We start from the raw sequence: 17,295 nt of genomic DNA, 5'->3' as shown, positions 1-17,295 counted from the left end.
CAAAAAACGCCCCGACTGGTTCGGGGCGTTTTTTTTGTGCCGAAAAAAGACACGGTCTCTGACCTTGTTCTTGGGATGCAAACTGAAACAAATGAGCGTTTGTCAGAAGGTGTATTCACTGCTGAACTGACGGGCTCTTGCCAGGGATGAGTGCAGGAGAGGCGTTTCAGGGCATTGCCGTGGAACCATTTTTGGCAATAAGGAGAGTTGCCCGTGGTGTTGATAGAAAAGCCTGCAAGTAAAGCGCGCTGGTTGAGTCTTGCCGTTCTGATGCTGCCAGTGTTGCTGGTGACCGTTGACAACACGGTGTTGGGATTCGCACTGCCAAAAATCGCCGAAGCGTTGCACCCAACCGCTTGTCAGCAACTGTGGATGATCGATGCCTACTCGTTGGTGCTGGCAGGTTTGCTGGTGTCGATGGGCAGCTTGGGTGACCGGATCGGGCATCGAAAATTACTGCTCGCGGGATCCTTTGGTTTTGCTGTCGTTTCTGTTTTGACTGCCTATTCCGAAACAGCCATGCAACTGATCATCGGGCGTGCCTGTATGGGGATTTTCGGCGCAATGCTGATGCCCTCGACTTTGGCGTTGATACGCTGGGTATTTGAAGATCGCGAAGAGCGCCGACTGGCCGTGGCGATCTGGGCGACGACGTTGACGGTGGGTTCGGCGTTAGGGCCTTTGGTCGGCGGGGTGCTGCTGGAGTTCTTTGATTGGGGTGCCATTTTTCTATTGGCGGTGCCTGTGCTGATACCGTTATTGGTTTCGGGGCCGCTGTTTCTGCCTGAGTCGGAGCGGGATGCGTCAGGGCCGCTGGATCCAGTGAGCATCGTGCAATCGATGGTCGCGTTGGGAGCTATTGTTTACAGCGTCAAGCGTGGCGCCAGTGACGGTATCGACGAGGTCGTGTTGATCACGTTTCTGATTGGACTGTTAGCAGGCTGGATGTTCGTGTGGCGTCAGTCGCGCCTTGCTGAGCCGTTGATGGACTTGAGCCTGTTTCGCAATGGCGCTTTCAGCAGCTCAATTCTGATCAATCTGATGAGCCTCGCTTTTCTTGTAGGTTTTGTTTTCTTCACCACTCAGTACTTGCAGATCGTTCTGCAGATGTCGCCGCTGGGTGCGAGTCTGGCGCTCGTGCCCGGGCAAATCATGGCGATCATCGTCGGGATGGCTGTCGTGCCGATTGCGAAACGTGTGCCCGTGCATGTCCTGATTCCGATTCTGACTGGATTTGTCGGCGCGGCGTTTCTGCTGGTGGCGAGCATGGGCGGCAGTCTGGCGGTATGGGTGGCAGCGTTCGCCTTGCTAAATATCGGGGTGGGCGCGATTACGACAGTGACCAACGATGTGATTTTGTCTGCCGCGCCGCCGGCGAAGGCGGGCGCAGCCTCTGCAATCAGTGAAACCGCGTATGAAGTGGGCGTGGTGCTGGGCACTACTCTGCTTGGTGGTCTGGTCACGGCCTACTACCGCGGCGCTTTGCAACTGCCGGCCTTCTTGAACGACATTCAGTTTATGTTGGCGAGCGAGACGCTCTCCGGCGCATTTTCTGTCGCCGCCGGGTTATCCGCTGAGCAAGCGCAAGTGCTGATGTTGCAAGCGGCGTTGGCGTTTGAAGGTGGTGTGGGGCTGGTGTCATGGGCCGCTTTCGGCTTGGCGCTCGTTGCGATGCTGATCACCTGGCGCACCTTGCGGATAGCTGAAGCTAAGGCGGTGGAGGAGTCTTGGCGTTGCTAATGCAGGGCAAATCCGTTGGAAACTTGCTCAATGAGCGTCGGCAGGTATGCTGGTCGCCTGCCGAGGAGATAGAAATGGCCTACGATTTTGACCTTTATGTGATTGGTGCCGGTTCCGGCGGTGTGCGCGCTGCGCGTTTTGCTGCCGGTTTCGGCGCGAAAGTGGCGGTGGCCGAGAGCCGTTATCTGGGCGGTACCTGCGTCAACGTCGGCTGTGTGCCGAAAAAGCTGTTGGTGTACGGCGCGCATTTCGCTGAAGACTTTGAGCAAGCATCCGGTTTTGGCTGGAGCCTTGGCGAAGCGAACTTCGATTGGGCGACGCTGATCGCCAACAAGGATCGCGAGATCAATCGCCTCAATGGCATTTATCGTAACTTGCTGGTCAACAGCGGTGTGACCTTGCATGAGGCGCACGCCAAGATCGTTGGGCCTCATGAAGTCGAGGTCAATGGCGAACGCTTTACCGCGAAAAACATTCTGATCGCCACCGGCGGCTGGCCGCAGATTCCGCAGATTCCAGGGCACGAACATGCGATCGGCTCCAACGAGGCGTTCTTTCTCAAAGAGCTGCCTAAGCGTGTGCTAGTGGTGGGTGGTGGTTACATCGCGGTCGAGTTCGCCGGGATTTTTCACGGCCTCGGCGCGAACACGACGCTGCTGTATCGCGGTGATCTGTTCCTGCGCGGTTTCGATGGTTCGGTGCGCAAACATTTGCAGGAAGAGCTGACCAAGCGCGGTCTGGATCTGCAATTCAATGCCGACATCGCGCGCATCGATAAACAGGCCGATGGCAGCCTCAAAGCCACCCTCAAGGATGGTCGCGAGTTGGAGGCGGATTGCATTTTCTATGCGACCGGTCGCCGTCCGATGCTCGACAATCTCGGACTGGAAAACACCGATGTGCAGCTCACCGACAAAGGCTTCATCAAAGTCGATGATCAGTACCAGACTACTGAGCCGTCAATTCTGGCCCTCGGCGACGTTATTGGTCGAGTGCAGCTGACGCCAGTGGCATTGGCGGAAGGCATGGCTGTAGCGCGTCGTCTCTTCAAGCCTGAACAATATCGTCCGGTGGATTACAAGATGATCCCGACGGCGGTGTTCAGCCTGCCGAACATTGGCACGGTCGGGTTGACCGAAGAGGAAGCGCGCGAGGCTGGCCACGATGTTGTGGTGTTCGAAAGCCGCTTCCGCCCGATGAAGCTGACCTTGACTGAATGTCAGGAGAAAACGCTGATGAAGCTGGTGGTGGACGGCAAGACCGACAAAGTTCTCGGCTGCCACATGGTCGGCCCGGACGCTGGCGAAATTGTCCAAGGCTTGGCGATTGCGCTGAAGGCAGGCGCGACCAAGCGCGACTTCGACGACACGATCGGGGTACATCCGACGGCCGCCGAAGAGTTTGTCACCATGCGTACACCGGTCGGCGCTTAAGCGTCCTTCGGTTTGGCCGAGTCTGGCGCTGCCGCAACGGTAGCCGCCAGGCGCTGGCTTTCTTCCAGGCTCGCCTGCGTTTTGCTTAATTGCTTTTCCAGTGACTGATTGAGGAGCGCCTGCTCTTCGACGTTCTGTTTGAGTGTCTGACTTTCCAGTGTGGCCACGCGCAAACGTTCCTGGAGGAGGGTGCGTTCGCTGTCCACGCGCGTCGCTTGTTCCAGTAACTGATCCTGACGCTGATTGCTTTGCTTGAGCTGATCCTGTGTAAGGCTCAATTCGCGCTGGGTGCCACGGTTTTCCGTGAGCAGGCGCTCGTTGTCGCGATGCAGTTGCGTGATCTCGTCCTGACGCACCAGTGCGCTTTGCTGTGCTTGGCGCAGTTCTGCCTGAATCTGCTGCACCTGACTTTCGTGGCGGCTCTGTTCCTGCTCGCGCTGCTCTCTGGTGGCGTTGCGGTAATGCTCAAGTGCGTCGCGAGCATGCAGGTGCTTTTCTTCCAGCGAGCGAATCTGCTCGTCCTTGTCCTGCAGGCGCAATTCAAAGTCTGCCAAGGCCTGATTCAAACCGGCATTACGGGTTTGTTCGGTCTGCAGCATCGAGCGCGTGTTGTTCAGCGCTTCGGATTCGCGCGCGAGCGCTGCGCCTTGAATGTCGTGTTCATGCTCGATTTTTTCCAGCGCCTGACGAACCTGCTTCAACTCCGCTTCCAATGCCTCGCGCTGTTCCTCGAACTGCTCGCGAGCTTGTTCGATGGGCTCTTGCGCCTGTTCTTTCAGGCGCTGAGCGAGGCGGGAGACGAGGGCGGTCAGCTCATCGTCGATGGGTTCTGCTGATGCTTCAGTCGGCTGAGCGCCATCATCCAGCTCTTTCAAATAGCGATGGATCGTGGTTTTCGAGCCGGTGTTGCCCATTTCAATGCGTACTGCATCGATGCTCGGGTGTTCTCCGCGAGCCAGAATCGCTGTGCGCGCGATCTGCACCAGTGCTTTGGTAATGCCGCCACGGGCCATGTGAACTCCTACGGTTTCATACTGTGGTACATGCCACCTAAGTACGCAGTGTACCATGCTGAAAATAAAGTTAAATCATTGATATTAAAGACGCGGGATATACTGGTATTACCCAGTGTCAGGCGGCAAAATGCACATCTGCATCCTTGAATCAGTACGCCAGCGAGAAAACAGCCCATGAGCGATCTGGATCGCTATCTGCAAGCCGCCACCCGTGACAACACGCGCCGAAGCTATCGCGCAGCCATTGAACATTTCGAAGTGAAGTGGGGCGGTTTCCTGCCAGCCACGGCTGATAGCGTCGCGCGGTATCTGGTGGCGCATGCCGGGGAGTTATCGATCAACACGCTTAAGCTGCGTCTGTCAGCGTTGGCGCAGTGGCATAACAGCCAGGGCTTTGCTGATCCGACCAAAGCGCCGGTGGTGCGCAAGGTGTTCAAAGGCATTCGCGCCCTGCACCCGGCACAGGAGAAGCAGGCCGAGCCGTTGCAGTTGCAGGATTTGCAGCGCGTCATCGATTGGCTGGAGCACGAAGTGCAAACCGCCAAAGAACAGCAGGATCGCCCGGCGCTGCTCAAGGCTTACCGCGACCGCGCCCTGATTCTTCTGGGATTCTGGCGGGGCTTCCGCAGCGATGAGCTGTGCCGCTTGCAGATTGAGCATGTGCAAGCGCACGCAGGCAAAGGCATCACCCTTTACCTGCCGCGCAGTAAGGGCGATCGGGAAAACCTCGGGCAGACCTATCAAGCGCCGGCGCTGTTAAAGCTGTGCCCGGTTCAGGCCTACATCGACTGGATCACCGAAGCAGCGCTGGTGCGCGGCCCGGTTTTTCGCAGCATCGATCGCTGGGGCAATCTGAACGAGGAGGGCCTGCATGCCAACAGCATCATCCCTTTACTGCGTCAGGCCTTGCAGCGTGCCGGGATCGCTGCCGAAAACTACACCAGCCATTCCCTGCGGCGCGGCTTCGCCACTTGGGCGCATCAAAGTGGTTGGGATTTGAAATCGTTAATGAGCTACGTCGGCTGGAAGGACATGAAGTCTGCGATGCGCTATGTCGAAGTCAGCCCGTTTCAAGGAATGGCGCGGATTTCCGATGTGCCCGCCTAGATATCCATTTCTTCTATTAATACAGTTGCCTAATAGCCAAAACATATCAGCAGCATCAGGTTTGCCAATGAGCCATCCGTCGAGCGAGTAGTTAGGATTCTCCCATCGAATTCACAACCCTGACGGAGAGTCATCAATGCCTATCATCAACAGCCAAGTAAAACCGTTCAAAGCTACCGCGTTCAAAAACGGCGACTTCGTTCAAGTGTCGGACGCTGACCTGAAGGGCAAGTGGTCGGTCGTGTTCTTCTACCCAGCCGACTTCACCTTCGTTTGCCCAACCGAGCTGGAAGACCTGGCTGACAACTACGCTGCCTTCCAGAAACTGGGCGTAGAAATCTACAGCGTTTCCACCGACACCCACTTTGCTCACGCTGCCTGGCACAACACTTCGCCAGCCATCGGCAAAATCGAATACACCATGATCGGCGACCCGACCCACGCCATTTCCCGCAACTTCGACGTGCTGATCGAAGAAGTTGGCCTGGCTGACCGTGGCACCTTCGTGATCAACCCTGAAGGCCAAATCAAAATCGTTGAACTGAACGATGGCGGCGTTGGCCGTGACGCTTCCGAGCTGCTGCGCAAAATCAAGGCTGCTCAATACGTTGCTGCTCACCCAGGCGAAGTTTGCCCAGCCAAGTGGAAAGAAGGCGAGGCCACTCTGGCTCCGTCCCTGGACCTGGTCGGCAAGATCTAAGTCTGTGACACGCAACTCAGGGCGGTACGCCGCACCTTCTTAAGTACGCTGCACCGCCCCAAAAAATGCCCGGGCGAAATTCGCTCGGGCTTTTTTTCGCCTCAAATAAAGGAAATCGCCCGTATGTTGGACGCCAATCTTAAAGCCCAGTTGAAATCGTACCTGGAACGGGTCACCCAGCCGATCGAGATCGTTGCTTCCCTCGACGACGGTGCGAAATCCCGTGAAATGCTGGAACTGCTGAAAGACGTCGCCAGTCTTTCGAGCCAGATTACTTTGATCGACAGCGGTGAAGATGCACGCAAGCCATCGTTCTCGATCAACCGCCCGGGCGCCGACATCAGTCTGCGTTTCGCCGGCATCCCGATGGGCCACGAATTCACTTCGCTGGTGCTGGCCCTGCTGCAAGTCGGCGGCCATCCATCGAAGGCCAGCGTTGAAGTGATCGAGCAGATTCGCTCGCTTAAAGGCGAGTTCAGCTTCGAGACTTACTTCTCGCTGTCCTGCCAGAACTGCCCGGACGTTGTTCAGGCGCTGAACCTGATGGCCGTGCTCAACCCGAACATCCGCCACGTCGCCATCGACGGCGCGTTGTTCCAGGATGAAGTCAACGATCGCAAGATCATGGCCGTGCCGAGTATCTACTTGAACGGCGAAAACTTCGGCCAGGGCCGCATGGGCCTGGAGGAGATTCTCGCCAAACTCGACACCGGTGCCATTGAACGTCAGGCCGAAAAAATCAGCGCCAAAGAAGCTTTTGATGTGTTGGTCGTCGGCGGTGGCCCGGCCGGTGCTTCGGCAGCGATTTATGCCGCTCGTAAAGGCATCCGCACCGGCGTCGCCGCTGAGCGCTTCGGCGGTCAGGTGCTCGACACCATGGCCATCGAGAACTTCATTTCCGTACAGGAAACCGAAGGGCCGAAACTGGCCACGGCGCTGGAAGAACACGTCAAACAATACGACGTCGACATCATGAACCTGCAGCGTGCCGACAAGCTGATCCCTGGCAAAAACGGCGAGCTGCATGAAGTCCACTTCGCCAGCGGCGCGACCCTCAAAGCCAAGAGCGTGATTCTGGCGACCGGTGCGCGGTGGCGTGAAATGAACGTGCCCGGTGAGCAGGATTACCGCAACAAAGGCGTGGCGTACTGCCCGCACTGCGACGGCCCGCTGTTCAAAGGCAAGCGTGTCGCGGTGATTGGCGGCGGTAACTCCGGCGTTGAAGCGGCGATCGACCTGGCCGGTATCGTTGCTCACGTCACACTGCTGGAGTTCGACGTCCAGTTGCGCGCCGATGCGGTATTGCAGCGCAAATTGCACAGCCTGAAGAACGTCACCGTGATCACCAGTGCGCAAACCACTGAAGTGACGGGCGACGGGCAGAAGGTCAACGGCTTGCGCTACAAGGATCGCAACAGTGATGAACTGCGCACGGTCGAACTGGAAGGGATCTTTGTGCAGATCGGTTTGTTGCCGAACACTGATTGGCTCAAAGGCACCATCGAGTTGTCCCCGCGTGGCGAGATCATTGTCGATAACCGTGGTGAGACTTCTATTCCGGGAATCTTTGCAGCGGGTGACGTGACGACTGTACCGTACAAGCAGATCGTGATTGCGGTGGGCGAGGGCGCGAAGGCTTCGTTGAGCGCGTTTGATCACCTGATCCGGACTTCGGCGCCGGCGTAAGCTGTCAGGCCTGAAATAAAAAACCCCATGAGTGATCATGGGGTTTTTTGTTATGCGTGAAATCTGGCCCCTCACCCCAGCCCTCTCCCGAGGGAGAGGGGGCCGACCGAGGTGTCTGAAGTGGTGCATCGACTTGAAAGACCAAGTCGATTATGAATTCAACACCAATCGTTCAAGTCGGCGTATCCCTTTAATATCCCCCAATCAGTTCCCTCTCCCTTTGGGAGAGGGTTAGGGTGAGGGGCTTGTCAGCATTTTCAGTGATTACATCGGCGCAGGCTGAATGATCTCAACCCAGTAACCGTCCGGATCCTTGATAAACGCCAGGCTCTTCATGCGGCCATCGGTCAAACGTTTCTGGAAATCACAACCCAGCTCTTCAAACCGTGCACAAGCAGCGACGATATCCGGCACCGAAATGCAGATGTGGCCAAAGCCACGCGGATCGGTGTTGCCGTTGTGGTAAGCGAAATCGGCATCGTTTTCAGTGCCATGGTTGTGCGTCAGCTCCAGAATGCCCGGAATCGACTTCATCCACTCGGTGCGAGCAGCTGCGTCAGCCGGGATCTGGGCTTTATCGACCAGTGCGAGGAAGTACAGGCTGAACTCGGCTTCCGGGAAATCGCGCTTTTCAACCAGCGAGAAACCCAGCACGCGGGTATAAAAGTCCAAAGACTTGGTGATGTCTTTCACACGCAGCATGGTGTGGTTAAAAACGAAGTTGCGGGTTGCGCTGTCTGGCGTGGCGGTGACGCCGGGGAAAGTGTTCAGTTCGTGCAGGCTCATGGGCCCTCCAATAACAATGGGCGAGTGAATGGGCGCAATGATACGCATGCCAAACGGCATCGCCAAACCCAAAGCGCGGGCTTGCCCTGTGTGCGGGCGAGCCTCAGACTTTGTGGTTCAACCTTTGAGTGCCTTTGGTAATGATCCGACCGTGCAAATCCCTGTTGGTTTTCTTCGGCGTAGCCTTGATCAGCGCTGCAGCATTGGCCGATGCGCCGAGCATCACCTGGCCCGCGGGCTGGGAGGTGCAAACGCTGACGGACGCCGCGCCGCAGGTTTTACGTCAGCGCGCAGTCAAAAATGACGCCGACGGCAATCAGGTGATGGTGATGGAGCTGACCATGACGCCAGTCGAGAGCGGTCATCAGGTCAACCTGCAGGGCGTGTTGCTGGAAATGCGCAAGTCGATACAGAAGGACTTTTTTCAGAGCGGCTATCAAAGTGTTTGCAACCGCGTGCATCCAGCGAATCTAGGCTCGTTGAGTGCACTTGAAACGACTTGTACGGTGACTGAAAACGGTCGTCATGTGCTGTCGCAAACTTTGGTCGCGGCGGTCGATGCGGACAAGGCTTATGTTCTTTCTTACGCGGGGCAGGCTGAGGTTTATAAGGCAAGCGCTGAGGAAATAGCGGCGGCTCGAAACAGCCTGAAACTTTAATTCGCCGTTCTGTGCTAGATACCCAAAGGCATTAAGCCGAAAGTTTGATTCCGGCAGCGTTCGCAACATTCAGCCAAGAAACAATAGATGCAATTGACTCGTGCGCGTTACACGTCAATCGCAACTTGCTTGGCGACATTCGTTGCATTTGTTAGATATCGTCAAAAAAAAAGCCCTGCTTCTGCAGGGCTTTTGTGTTGGCGTGAGATTAACCGCGCAACCAGGAATCAACGGTGGCTGCACCGTATTGTTCTTTCCAGGCTTTCAGGCCGCGGTGGTTGCCGCCCTTGGTCTCGATCAGTTCGCCGGTGTGCGGGTTCTGATAAACCTTGACCACGCGTGCACGGCGGGTCTTAGGGGCTGCGGAGGTTTGCAGGCCGGATTTTGACGGGTTCGGATCGAGAATGGAGATGATGTCCTTCAGGCCTTTGCCGTAGGTTTTCATCAGCCCCTGGAGCTTTTCTTCGAATTCGATTTCTTTCTTGAGCCCGGCATCGTTCTTCAGCGACTCCAGCTGCTTGAGCTGGTCCTGAAGGGCCTTTTCAGCTGCACGAAATTCAGCGAGTCTGGACAATATCTTTACTCCAATAATGTATTTGGCTGATACCAACCGCAAACAAAGCTATAAGCCAAGAGCCTTGTAGCGACTCGGTGATAATGGCTCACCTGCCAATTCTGCACAGGCAACAAAAATTGTAGTTGTTAATGCGTCAAGAGTAAATCCTGCTGTTGTCTTCATGTAACAACAGCGATCTTTTGTATCAATTTGGTGCGCGCGGTCGGCGCACCCGGCTTAAGCCCATTTAGTTAATGATGAGTTAATGCACTAATGAAGTCGGCAGCCGGCATGGGTTTGCCGTACAGATAGCCCTGCTGGAAGTTAACGTTATGTGCGGTCAGGTAATCGGCCTGCGCTTGCGTTTCGACGCCTTCGGCAACAATACCCAGATCGAGCTTGGCAGAGAGTTCGATGATGAAATCGAGAATATGCCGCGACAGCGCATCAATACCGATCATGGCGACGAAGCTCTGATCGATCTTCAGGTAGTCGACATTGAATTTGCGCAGGTAACCGAGGCTCGAGTGCCCGGTACCGAAGTCATCAATGGCGATCTTCACCCCCAAAGTGTGCAATTGCTCGAACAGCTGACGAGTGATATCGGTGGGCTCGATCAGTTCGCGCTCGGTCAACTCCAGCACGAGCGTGATGCTGCCCGCAGTGAATGCCGAAAGAAACTCGCGGCAATCCTCGACCAGTTCCAGATCCTGGCAATGATTGGCGGTGATGTTGATGCCAATGTGAAATGGCGCGACAAACGTCGACGATAAAGGGCCGAGGAGGGCGGCAGTCTGCTGCATTAGCGCACGGGTCATCGGCACGATCAGTCCGGAATGCTCGGCGAACGGAATAAACAGATCAGGCCGCACCAGCCCCTCTTTGGGATGGTTCCAGCGCATCAGCACTTCTGTGCCGGTCCATTTTTTACTGTCGCCATACACCACGGGTTGAAAGTACGGAATGAACTCACCGGCCTCCAGCGCACGTAACATTTCGTGGCTAGGCGAGGTCGAGCGCTTCTGCACGATGTGGCCAATCGCGCCAGAGACCACGCCGAAAAAGATCAGCAAACTGAACAACGGTGGATATTCATCACTCATGTAACGCCAGGTTTCACCCTCGGGGAATCCTGCACTCACACTGAAAGCATAGTGAGCAGAGTCACGCATGCTTTGCGCGACCGGCAATTCCGGCAGTGCGCCCTGATGGGTTTTGCCGTCGGCGGACAGCCAGTTATCGCCGACTTGCAGCAACAACAACGTGTCCCGACCAATGAGGCGCAGCACATTGCTCAAGTGGTAACCATCGAGGGTGGTCAAAGCACCACCGCGCCCCTCACTGAGGCGATAAATCAGCAGGGCGGTGTTGGGCGTCACCGGGTTGCCATTCATCAACCACAATTTGCCCTGCGCGTAATCGCCCGCATTGACGGGTTCACTGAACTCACCGAACAGCGAACTGCAATAAAGATTGTCGTCCCACACCAGATTAGTCGAGCGCACGAAAGGCCGGCGGGTGACTTGCTCGCGCAACGCCAGCGTGACCGACTTGCACGGTTGCCCGGCCAATGGCAGCAGCTGTCGCGCCGCTTGCGCAGTGTTATCAAGCATCAGGTCAAACTGACGCAACGCTTCTTCGGCCGTGTGCGCCGTGCTCTGTTGCAACGTGCGTTCGGCCTGCATGTAAAGAATCACGCTGCCCAGAATCACGGGAAGCAAACCGCTGAGCAGCGTCACGATAAGGCGCGTGCTGCGTTTGCGGCGGTGTCTGACGGTTAACGGCATGGGCGCTTCCTGTCGCGTAAAAGTGGAGCTCTTGAATGTAGGCCGGGCAACCGTGCGCCGCCGAAAAAGAGATCAGGCAGAAGGGATGATAGATGGCGGATTGCGCTTGCGCCGCTCATCGGTGATGCATATGTGTTGCCAACTCAATAAAGGCCAATGTCGCCGGCGAAGACTGACGCTGATCCAGCACGGCGACGCCAACTTGCCGCGTAACCTTGGGTGACAACGGGATCTGCACGTAGCCGCCATTTTCCTGCTCCGGCAACGAGCCTTGGGCCACCACGGTGATTGCGTCGCCGCGGCTGACCGTGTCGAGGGTGCTGAGCAATTGCGAGCAACGGTAGCGAATATTCGGTTGCAGGCGAGCGGCGTTGAACAGCCGCGAAACCAACTCCGAAGAACCGGCTTCGGTCAGCACGAACGGGTCATTGCAAAGCTCTTTCAAGCTCAACTCTGAACGCGCAGCTAAAGGATGGTGGGCGGGGAGCAGGGCGACCATCTGGTCGTCGATCAAGGCAAACGTATCGAAACGTTCCTCGGGCAGCACCACGAAACCAATGTCGATGCGCCGTTCTTCCAGCCACTGAATAACCTGTCGATCCGGCCCTTCATCTATATGCACCTCGATGCCCGGATGCTTTTCGCGGAAGCGCCGCAGAATGTCTGGCAACAATTTGATCGACGAAGTCGGCCCGAACGACCCGATGCGTAATGTGCCGGTTCGCATGCCGCGCGCATCGGCCGCTTCCTGGCGCAGGGTGTTGGCCAGCCCGAGCATGGCCCGCGCTCGCAGTAAGAGCTGTTCGCCGATATCGCTGAGTTCGACTTGCGACTGATGCCGGCGCAACAGTTCGACACCCAATTCTTGCTCGAGGGATTTCAGCGCGTGGGACACCGCTGACTGCGAGATGCCCAAACGATTTGCAGCAAGTGTAAAGCCGCGCAGTTCAGCCACCAGCGAGAAGATTTCCAATTGTGTGAGGGTCATGAGTGATTACTCATTTTACGATGATGACGAATCGATCCAATGATACTTCATCTGATGACTTCTACTGTTGGTGCGACATGAAAACGTTTGAGCAATATCATCCGCAAACCTCTGATATTTCTGTCTATCTGACTTTGGCTGCGGTCACGATGGTCTGGGGCGGAACATTTGTCGCCGGGCGTTTCCTCGCCGGCAGTCTCAGCCCGATGTTTGCTGCCAGCCTGCGATTCCTGCTCGCCAGCGCGGCATTGCTTGGTTTTGTATGGCTAACGAGAGTTCCGCTGGCGCGGCCAACGCTCCGGCAATGGCTGCAACTGACGCTGCTGGGTTTCTTCGGGATCTTCTTTTACAACCTGTGTTTCTTTTATGGCCTGCACTACATCAACGCGTCGCGCGCATCGTTAATCGTCGCGTTGAACCCGGCGGTGATTGGCCTGGCATCGTGGCTGTTGTTCAAAGAGCGTTTGGGTCGGTTGAAAGTGGCCGGCATTGCGATGTGCATTGCCGGTGCGGGGATAGTTATCGTCAGTCGCAACCCGCAGCTGTTGGCAGCCACGGCGGATGCGTGGATCGGTGATCTGTTGATTCTCGGCTGTGTGGCAGGCTGGGGCGTTTATTCGCTGTTTTCACGCGAACTGAACCAGACGCTGGGCCCGGTTCAAACCGTGACGTATTCGATCCTGATCGGCACCGTCATGCTGTGGACGCTGGCTGCGTTTCGTGGCGAATTGAGCTGGACGGCGCTGGTCGATCTTGGCACCGCGCAATGGCTAAGCCTGATCTACCTCGGCGTGCTCGGTTCGGCTTTGGCGTACATTGGCTACTACGACGGCATCCGTAAAATCGGCGCAACGCGCTCTGGGGTGTTTATTGCCCTCAATCCGTTGACCGCTGTGATCCTCGGCGCGCTGCTGCTCGGCGAACAGCTGACACTGGCCATGTACCTGGGCGGCGCGTTGATCCTGACGGGCATTTACCTGTGCAACAAACCCCTTGCGCCGGGCGCAAAAAAGCGGATTTTATAGGGAGGGCAGACAAGCCCATTTACGCTGTGTAGAATCGGGTTACGCATACAATAATAATCGTCTTCTGGCAGCAGAAGCCTCGCCCGCAAGAGCCTTGGGTCGACAATGAAGATATTCGGGTTTCAACTGATCTACGGTGACTTCCTCGCCCGCAGTGTGCGCGGCATCTCCTGTGCGCCACCCACCGACCTCGCATGACTGACAAATAACCCTGGTTAATTGATAAGAAATGATGAGGCGTCACCATGACAGATTTATACGAAAACCCAATGGGTCTGATGGGCTTTGAATTCATCGAGCTCGCTTCACCGGTGCCAGGCACGCTGGAGCCGATCTTCGAGATCATGGGCTTCACCAAAGTCGCCACCCACCGCTCGAAAAACGTGCACCTGTACCGTCAGGGCGCGATCAACCTGATCCTCAACAACGAACCCAACAGCGTTGCTTCGTACTTCGCGGCCGAGCACGGCCCGTCTGTTTGCGGCATGGCGTTCCGCGTTAAAGACTCGCAAAAAGCCTACAACCGCGCACTGGAACTCGGCGCTCAGCCGATCCACATCGAAACCGGCCCGATGGAGCTGAACCTGCCAGCGATCAAAGGCATTGGCGGCGCGCCGCTGTACCTGATCGACCGTTTTGGCGAAGGCAGCTCGATCTACGACATCGACTTCGTGTTTATCGAAGGCGTTGACCGCAACCCGGTGGGCGCTGGCCTGAAGATCATCGATCACCTGACGCACAACGTGTATCGCGGTCGCATGGCTTACTGGGCGAACTTCTACGAGAAGCTGTTCAACTTCCGTGAGATCCGTTATTTCGACATCAAGGGCGAATACACCGGCCTGACCTCGAAAGCGATGACCGCGCCGGACGGTATGATCCGCATCCCGCTGAACGAAGAATCGTCCAAGGGCGCCGGCCAGATCGAAGAGTTCCTGATGCAGTTCAACGGCGAGGGCATTCAGCACGTGGCGTTCCTCAGCGATAACCTCGTGGACACCTGGGATCGCCTGAAGAAAATCGGCATGCGTTTCATGACTGCGCCGCCGGAAACCTATTACGAAATGCTCGAAGGCCGCCTGCCGAACCACGGCGAGCCAGTCGATGAACTGCAATCGCGCGGCATCCTGCTGGACGGTTCGTCCGAGTCGGGCGACAAGCGTCTGTTGCTACAGATCTTCTCGGAAACCCTGATGGGCCCGGTGTTCTTCGAATTCATCCAGCGTAAAGGCGATGATGGTTTCGGCGAGGGCAACTTCAAGGCGCTGTTCGAATCGATCGAGCGTGACCAGGTGCGTCGTGGTGTGCTTGCGACTGAGTAATCCGCTGACAAAATGAGAAATCCCGGCCTGCAGAGATGCAGGGCCGGGATTTTTTTTTGATTCGCACAAATCCATTGTGGGAGCGGGCTTGCTCGCGAAGGGGGCGTGCCTGTTGAACTAAATGGCGACTGACACGACGCTTTCGCGAGCAAGCCCGCTCCCACATTTTGAACTGTGCAGGGCTCAGGGACGGCGTTGACGCATCAGGTGTTTAAACCCTTCGAACACCAGCACAATCACCGCCAGCCAGATCGGAATGTACGTCAGCCATTCCCCTGACTTGATGCTCTCACCCAGCAACAACGCCACGCCGAGCAACAACACCGGCTCAACGTAACTCAACAATCCAAACAGACTGAACGGCAGCAAACGGCTGGCAATGATGTACACCACCAACGCCGAGGCACTGATCAAACCGAGCAGCGGAATCAGCCACATCAGCCCCGGGTATTGATCGAACACGCCGAAACCTTGCTCGCCACCCTGCACAAACCAGTAGGCAATTGGCAGCATGAGCGTCATGTCGACCCACAAACCGCCGAGGTGATCGGTCTTCAGGTATTTGCGCAGCACGAAGTACAGCGGATAGCCGATCACGACCACCAGCGTCGCCCAGGAAAACCCGCCGACCTGATACAACTCGTTCAACACGCCGAGACTGGCGAAGAACACCGCAATCTTTTGCAGGTAAGACAGACTTTCGCCGTAGGCAATTCGCCCGGTCAGCACCATCGCCAGCGGCAGCAGGAAGTAGCCCAGCGAGACATCGAGGCTGTAGCCGTTGAGCGGCGCCCACATGAACAGCCACAGTTGCACGCCGAGCAGGGCGGCCGAGACGATCAGTCCGGCGATCAACTTTGGCTTCGCGGCCATCAGCCGAACCAGCTCCACCACCCGCCGCCATTCACCGGACACCAGCATGAACACGGTCATGCACGGCACAGTGAGCAGCATCCGCCAGCCAAAGATTTCCACGCCACTCAACGGGGTGAGCAGCGAGGTGTAGTAATACATGACGGCAAACAGCACCGAGGCCGAAACCGATAAAGCGATACCTTTAGACAAACTGTCCTCGCGGGTGGGTGATCAAACGGGGCGCGAAGGATACGTGGTTTTTGTGCTGAATATTGCGCAAGCGCTCAATATTTCCCACATCTTGAGTGTAAGCATAGAACCTGTGGGAGCGGGCTTGCTCGCGAATGCGTCGACAAGATTAATATCTTGGTTGCCTGATACACCGCTTTCGCGAGCAAGCCCGCTCCCACATTGGATTTGTGTTGAAGCCAAGTGTATTTTTTAGGCCTGATGCGGTTTGCGGCCAGACACAAAATGGCTCACATCGTTGAAGCCCGGCGTCGACGCATGTCCCGGTGTCACCAGCGAATCGATAAATGCTTCATCCTCGGCCGTAATCTTCACCGCCTGCGCCTTGGTGTACGCATCCCATTGCTCTTCAGTCCGAGGCCCGACAATCGCCGAGGTCACCGCACTGTTGTTCAACACCCAGGCAATCGCAAACTCAACCATGCCGACGCCACGCTGTTCTGTGTACTGCTGAATTTGTTGAGCAATACGCAACGATTCCACGCGCCATTCGGTTTCCAGAATGCGTTTGTCCTGACGCCCGGCGCGGCTGTTGGCGTCTGGCGTTACGTCCGGTGCGTACTTGCCGCTGAGCACGCCACGGGCGAGCGGGCTGTAAGGCACCACGCCGAGGCCGTAAGTTTGCGCGGCAGTGATCTGTTCGGTTTCGGCCTGACGATTGACGATGTTGTACAGCGGTTGGCTGATCACCGGGCGATCGACGCCGAGTTGGTCGGCGATGCGAATCACCTCGGCAATCCGCCACCCACGGTAGTTCGACAGGCCCCAGTAGCGAATTTTGCCCTGACGAATCAGATCGCCAATCGCTGACACGGTCACTTCCAGCGGCGTGTTGTGGTCTTCGCGGTGCAGGTAATAGATGTCAAGGTAGTCGGTGCCGAGCCGCGTCAGGCTCGCATCAATTCCATTGAAAATATGTTTGCGGCTCAAACCGCTGCGGTTCGGCACGCCGTCCACCGGGCCGAAACCGACCTTGGTCGCCAGCACCCAGTCATGGCGATGACGGGCAATGGCTTCACCGACGATTTCTTCGGAACGACCGTTGGTGTAGACGTCGGCGGTGTCGATGAAATTGATTCCCTGATCCCAGGCCTTGTCGATGATGCGCAGCGAATCCTCGGCGCTGGTTTGCTCGCCAAACATCATCGTGCCGAGGGTGAGGGTGGACACCTGCAACCCCGAGTGCCCGAGTGTGCGATAGCTCATGCCGACATCCTTTTATCGGTGGGAAAGCGTTAATCAAATACCAGAAGCGGGCGAGGGCGCAAAGTGAATTATCAGGATCAAAAGCCCCTCACTGTAGAGACCGGTACATCCTTTACACATTAGACCGGGGACATCGTTTACACCTTTTCCAGGCTTGCTACGCGTTTAGCGCCGCGTTCA

Annotated in this window: 15 protein-coding genes; 8 read left to right on the top strand and 7 right to left on the bottom strand. The window is 56.6% G+C overall.

Annotation, left to right across the window (positions count from 1 at the left end):
• Nucleotides 1-213 precede the first annotated feature (213 nt).
• Nucleotides 214-1,740 (top strand): MFS transporter, encoded by a 1,527-nt coding sequence (locus ACIP1X_RS09790; protein ID WP_400751609.1) that lies wholly within the window; start codon nucleotides 214-216, stop codon nucleotides 1,738-1,740.
• Between the two features lie 74 nt (nucleotides 1,741-1,814).
• Nucleotides 1,815-3,173, top strand: coding sequence for a glutathione-disulfide reductase (gorA, locus tag ACIP1X_RS09785; RefSeq protein ID WP_282354006.1), 1,359 nt, complete (start codon nucleotides 1,815-1,817; stop codon nucleotides 3,171-3,173).
• On the opposite strand, the gene ACIP1X_RS09780 is transcribed toward gorA, so the two are convergent.
• Nucleotides 3,170-4,186: a DNA-binding protein gene (locus ACIP1X_RS09780; protein WP_400751513.1), complete on the bottom strand. Its 1,017-nt coding sequence runs from the start codon at nucleotides 4,184-4,186 to the stop codon at nucleotides 3,170-3,172. The genes gorA and ACIP1X_RS09780 overlap by 4 nt on opposite strands.
• A 177-nt stretch (nucleotides 4,187-4,363) precedes the next feature.
• On the opposite strand from ACIP1X_RS09780, the gene ACIP1X_RS09775 reads away from it, so the two are divergent.
• The 3 genes from ACIP1X_RS09775 (at nucleotide 4,364) to ahpF (ending at nucleotide 7,682) form a co-directional block, all read left to right on the top strand.
• On the top strand, nucleotides 4,364-5,296 hold the full coding sequence (locus ACIP1X_RS09775) for a site-specific integrase (protein WP_400751510.1): 933 nt from the start codon (nucleotides 4,364-4,366) through the stop codon (nucleotides 5,294-5,296).
• Nucleotides 5,297-5,432: 136 nt separating this feature from the next.
• Nucleotides 5,433-5,996 carry an alkyl hydroperoxide reductase subunit C gene (gene ahpC / locus ACIP1X_RS09770; protein ID WP_007912224.1) on the top strand — a complete coding sequence of 188 codons (564 nt, stop codon included), beginning with the start codon at nucleotides 5,433-5,435 and terminating at the stop codon, nucleotides 5,994-5,996.
• 123 nt (nucleotides 5,997-6,119) lie between these two features.
• The gene (gene ahpF, locus ACIP1X_RS09765; protein WP_400751507.1) at nucleotides 6,120-7,682 is read left to right on the top strand and encodes an alkyl hydroperoxide reductase subunit F; all 1,563 of its coding nucleotides are present in this window, start codon (nucleotides 6,120-6,122) and stop codon (nucleotides 7,680-7,682) included.
• Nucleotides 7,683-7,946: 264 nt separating this feature from the next.
• On the opposite strand, the gene gloA is transcribed toward ahpF, so the two are convergent.
• Nucleotides 7,947-8,468 carry a lactoylglutathione lyase gene (gene gloA, locus ACIP1X_RS09760; protein ID WP_400751504.1) on the bottom strand — a complete coding sequence of 174 codons (522 nt, stop codon included), beginning with the start codon at nucleotides 8,466-8,468 and terminating at the stop codon, nucleotides 7,947-7,949.
• Nucleotides 8,469-8,608: 140 nt separating this feature from the next.
• Here gloA and ACIP1X_RS09755 point away from each other — a divergent pair, with 140 nt between their 5' ends.
• The gene (locus ACIP1X_RS09755) at nucleotides 8,609-9,127 is read left to right on the top strand and encodes a DUF4946 domain-containing protein (RefSeq protein WP_400751501.1); all 519 of its coding nucleotides are present in this window, start codon (nucleotides 8,609-8,611) and stop codon (nucleotides 9,125-9,127) included.
• A gap of 208 nt (nucleotides 9,128-9,335) precedes the next feature.
• Here ACIP1X_RS09755 and ACIP1X_RS09750 read toward each other — a convergent pair whose 3' ends face one another.
• The 3 genes from ACIP1X_RS09750 to ACIP1X_RS09740 all read right to left on the bottom strand — a co-directional run bounded on the left by ACIP1X_RS09750 (nucleotide 9,336) and on the right by ACIP1X_RS09740 (nucleotide 12,458).
• Entirely contained in the window at nucleotides 9,336-9,701 is a 366-nt protein-coding gene (locus tag ACIP1X_RS09750) for a histone-like nucleoid-structuring protein, MvaT/MvaU family (protein ID WP_400751498.1), read from the bottom strand.
• 233 nt (nucleotides 9,702-9,934) lie between these two features.
• Nucleotides 9,935-11,470 (bottom strand): EAL domain-containing protein, encoded by a 1,536-nt coding sequence (locus tag ACIP1X_RS09745; RefSeq protein WP_159812349.1) that lies wholly within the window; start codon nucleotides 11,468-11,470, stop codon nucleotides 9,935-9,937.
• A 115-nt stretch (nucleotides 11,471-11,585) separates the two neighbouring features.
• Nucleotides 11,586-12,458 carry a LysR family transcriptional regulator gene (locus tag ACIP1X_RS09740; RefSeq protein WP_400751495.1) on the bottom strand — a complete coding sequence of 291 codons (873 nt, stop codon included), beginning with the start codon at nucleotides 12,456-12,458 and terminating at the stop codon, nucleotides 11,586-11,588.
• A 77-nt stretch (nucleotides 12,459-12,535) separates the two neighbouring features.
• On the opposite strand from ACIP1X_RS09740, the gene ACIP1X_RS09735 reads away from it, so the two are divergent.
• Entirely contained in the window at nucleotides 12,536-13,483 is a 948-nt protein-coding gene (locus ACIP1X_RS09735) for a DMT family transporter (protein ID WP_400751493.1), read from the top strand.
• 245 nt (nucleotides 13,484-13,728) lie between these two features.
• Nucleotides 13,729-14,805, top strand: a complete 1,077-nt coding sequence (gene hppD, locus ACIP1X_RS09730; RefSeq protein WP_053120348.1) for a 4-hydroxyphenylpyruvate dioxygenase — start codon at nucleotides 13,729-13,731, stop codon at nucleotides 14,803-14,805.
• Nucleotides 14,806-14,988: 183 nt separating this feature from the next.
• On the opposite strand, the gene rarD is transcribed toward hppD, so the two are convergent.
• Both rarD and ACIP1X_RS09720 read right to left on the bottom strand, forming a co-directional pair.
• On the bottom strand, nucleotides 14,989-15,870 hold the full coding sequence (gene rarD / locus ACIP1X_RS09725) for an EamA family transporter RarD (protein ID WP_400751490.1): 882 nt from the start codon (nucleotides 15,868-15,870) through the stop codon (nucleotides 14,989-14,991).
• Nucleotides 15,871-16,101: 231 nt separating this feature from the next.
• On the bottom strand, nucleotides 16,102-17,115 hold the full coding sequence (locus tag ACIP1X_RS09720) for an aldo/keto reductase (RefSeq protein WP_400751488.1): 1,014 nt from the start codon (nucleotides 17,113-17,115) through the stop codon (nucleotides 16,102-16,104).
• Between the last annotated feature and the right edge of the window lie 180 nt (nucleotides 17,116-17,295).

The organism is Pseudomonas sp. NPDC088885 (assembly GCF_044750025.1).
Classification (GTDB): Bacteria; Pseudomonadota; Gammaproteobacteria; order Pseudomonadales; family Pseudomonadaceae; genus Aquipseudomonas; species Aquipseudomonas rustica.
This window is presented reverse-complemented; position numbering and strand designations above follow the sequence as displayed.

What these genes read in the sequence shown, in the direction of transcription:
- gorA (WP_282354006.1), top strand. Translation starts at nt 1,815, where the DNA reads ATGGCCTACGATTTTGACCTTTATGTGATTGGTGCCGGTTCCGGCGGT.
- ACIP1X_RS09780 (WP_400751513.1), bottom strand. Translation starts at nt 4,186, where the DNA reads ATGGCCCGTGGCGGCATTACCAAAGCACTGGTGCAGATCGCGCGCACA.
- ACIP1X_RS09775 (WP_400751510.1), top strand. Translation starts at nt 4,364, where the DNA reads ATGAGCGATCTGGATCGCTATCTGCAAGCCGCCACCCGTGACAACACG.
- ahpC (WP_007912224.1), top strand. Translation starts at nt 5,433, where the DNA reads ATGCCTATCATCAACAGCCAAGTAAAACCGTTCAAAGCTACCGCGTTC.
- ahpF (WP_400751507.1), top strand. Translation starts at nt 6,120, where the DNA reads ATGTTGGACGCCAATCTTAAAGCCCAGTTGAAATCGTACCTGGAACGG.
- gloA (WP_400751504.1), bottom strand. Translation starts at nt 8,468, where the DNA reads ATGAGCCTGCACGAACTGAACACTTTCCCCGGCGTCACCGCCACGCCA.
- ACIP1X_RS09755 (WP_400751501.1), top strand. Translation starts at nt 8,609, where the DNA reads ATGATCCGACCGTGCAAATCCCTGTTGGTTTTCTTCGGCGTAGCCTTG.
- ACIP1X_RS09745 (WP_159812349.1), bottom strand. Translation starts at nt 11,470, where the DNA reads ATGCCGTTAACCGTCAGACACCGCCGCAAACGCAGCACGCGCCTTATC.
- ACIP1X_RS09740 (WP_400751495.1), bottom strand. Translation starts at nt 12,458, where the DNA reads ATGACCCTCACACAATTGGAAATCTTCTCGCTGGTGGCTGAACTGCGC.
- ACIP1X_RS09735 (WP_400751493.1), top strand. Translation starts at nt 12,536, where the DNA reads ATGAAAACGTTTGAGCAATATCATCCGCAAACCTCTGATATTTCTGTC.
- hppD (WP_053120348.1), top strand. Translation starts at nt 13,729, where the DNA reads ATGACAGATTTATACGAAAACCCAATGGGTCTGATGGGCTTTGAATTC.
- ACIP1X_RS09720 (WP_400751488.1), bottom strand. Translation starts at nt 17,115, where the DNA reads ATGAGCTATCGCACACTCGGGCACTCGGGGTTGCAGGTGTCCACCCTC.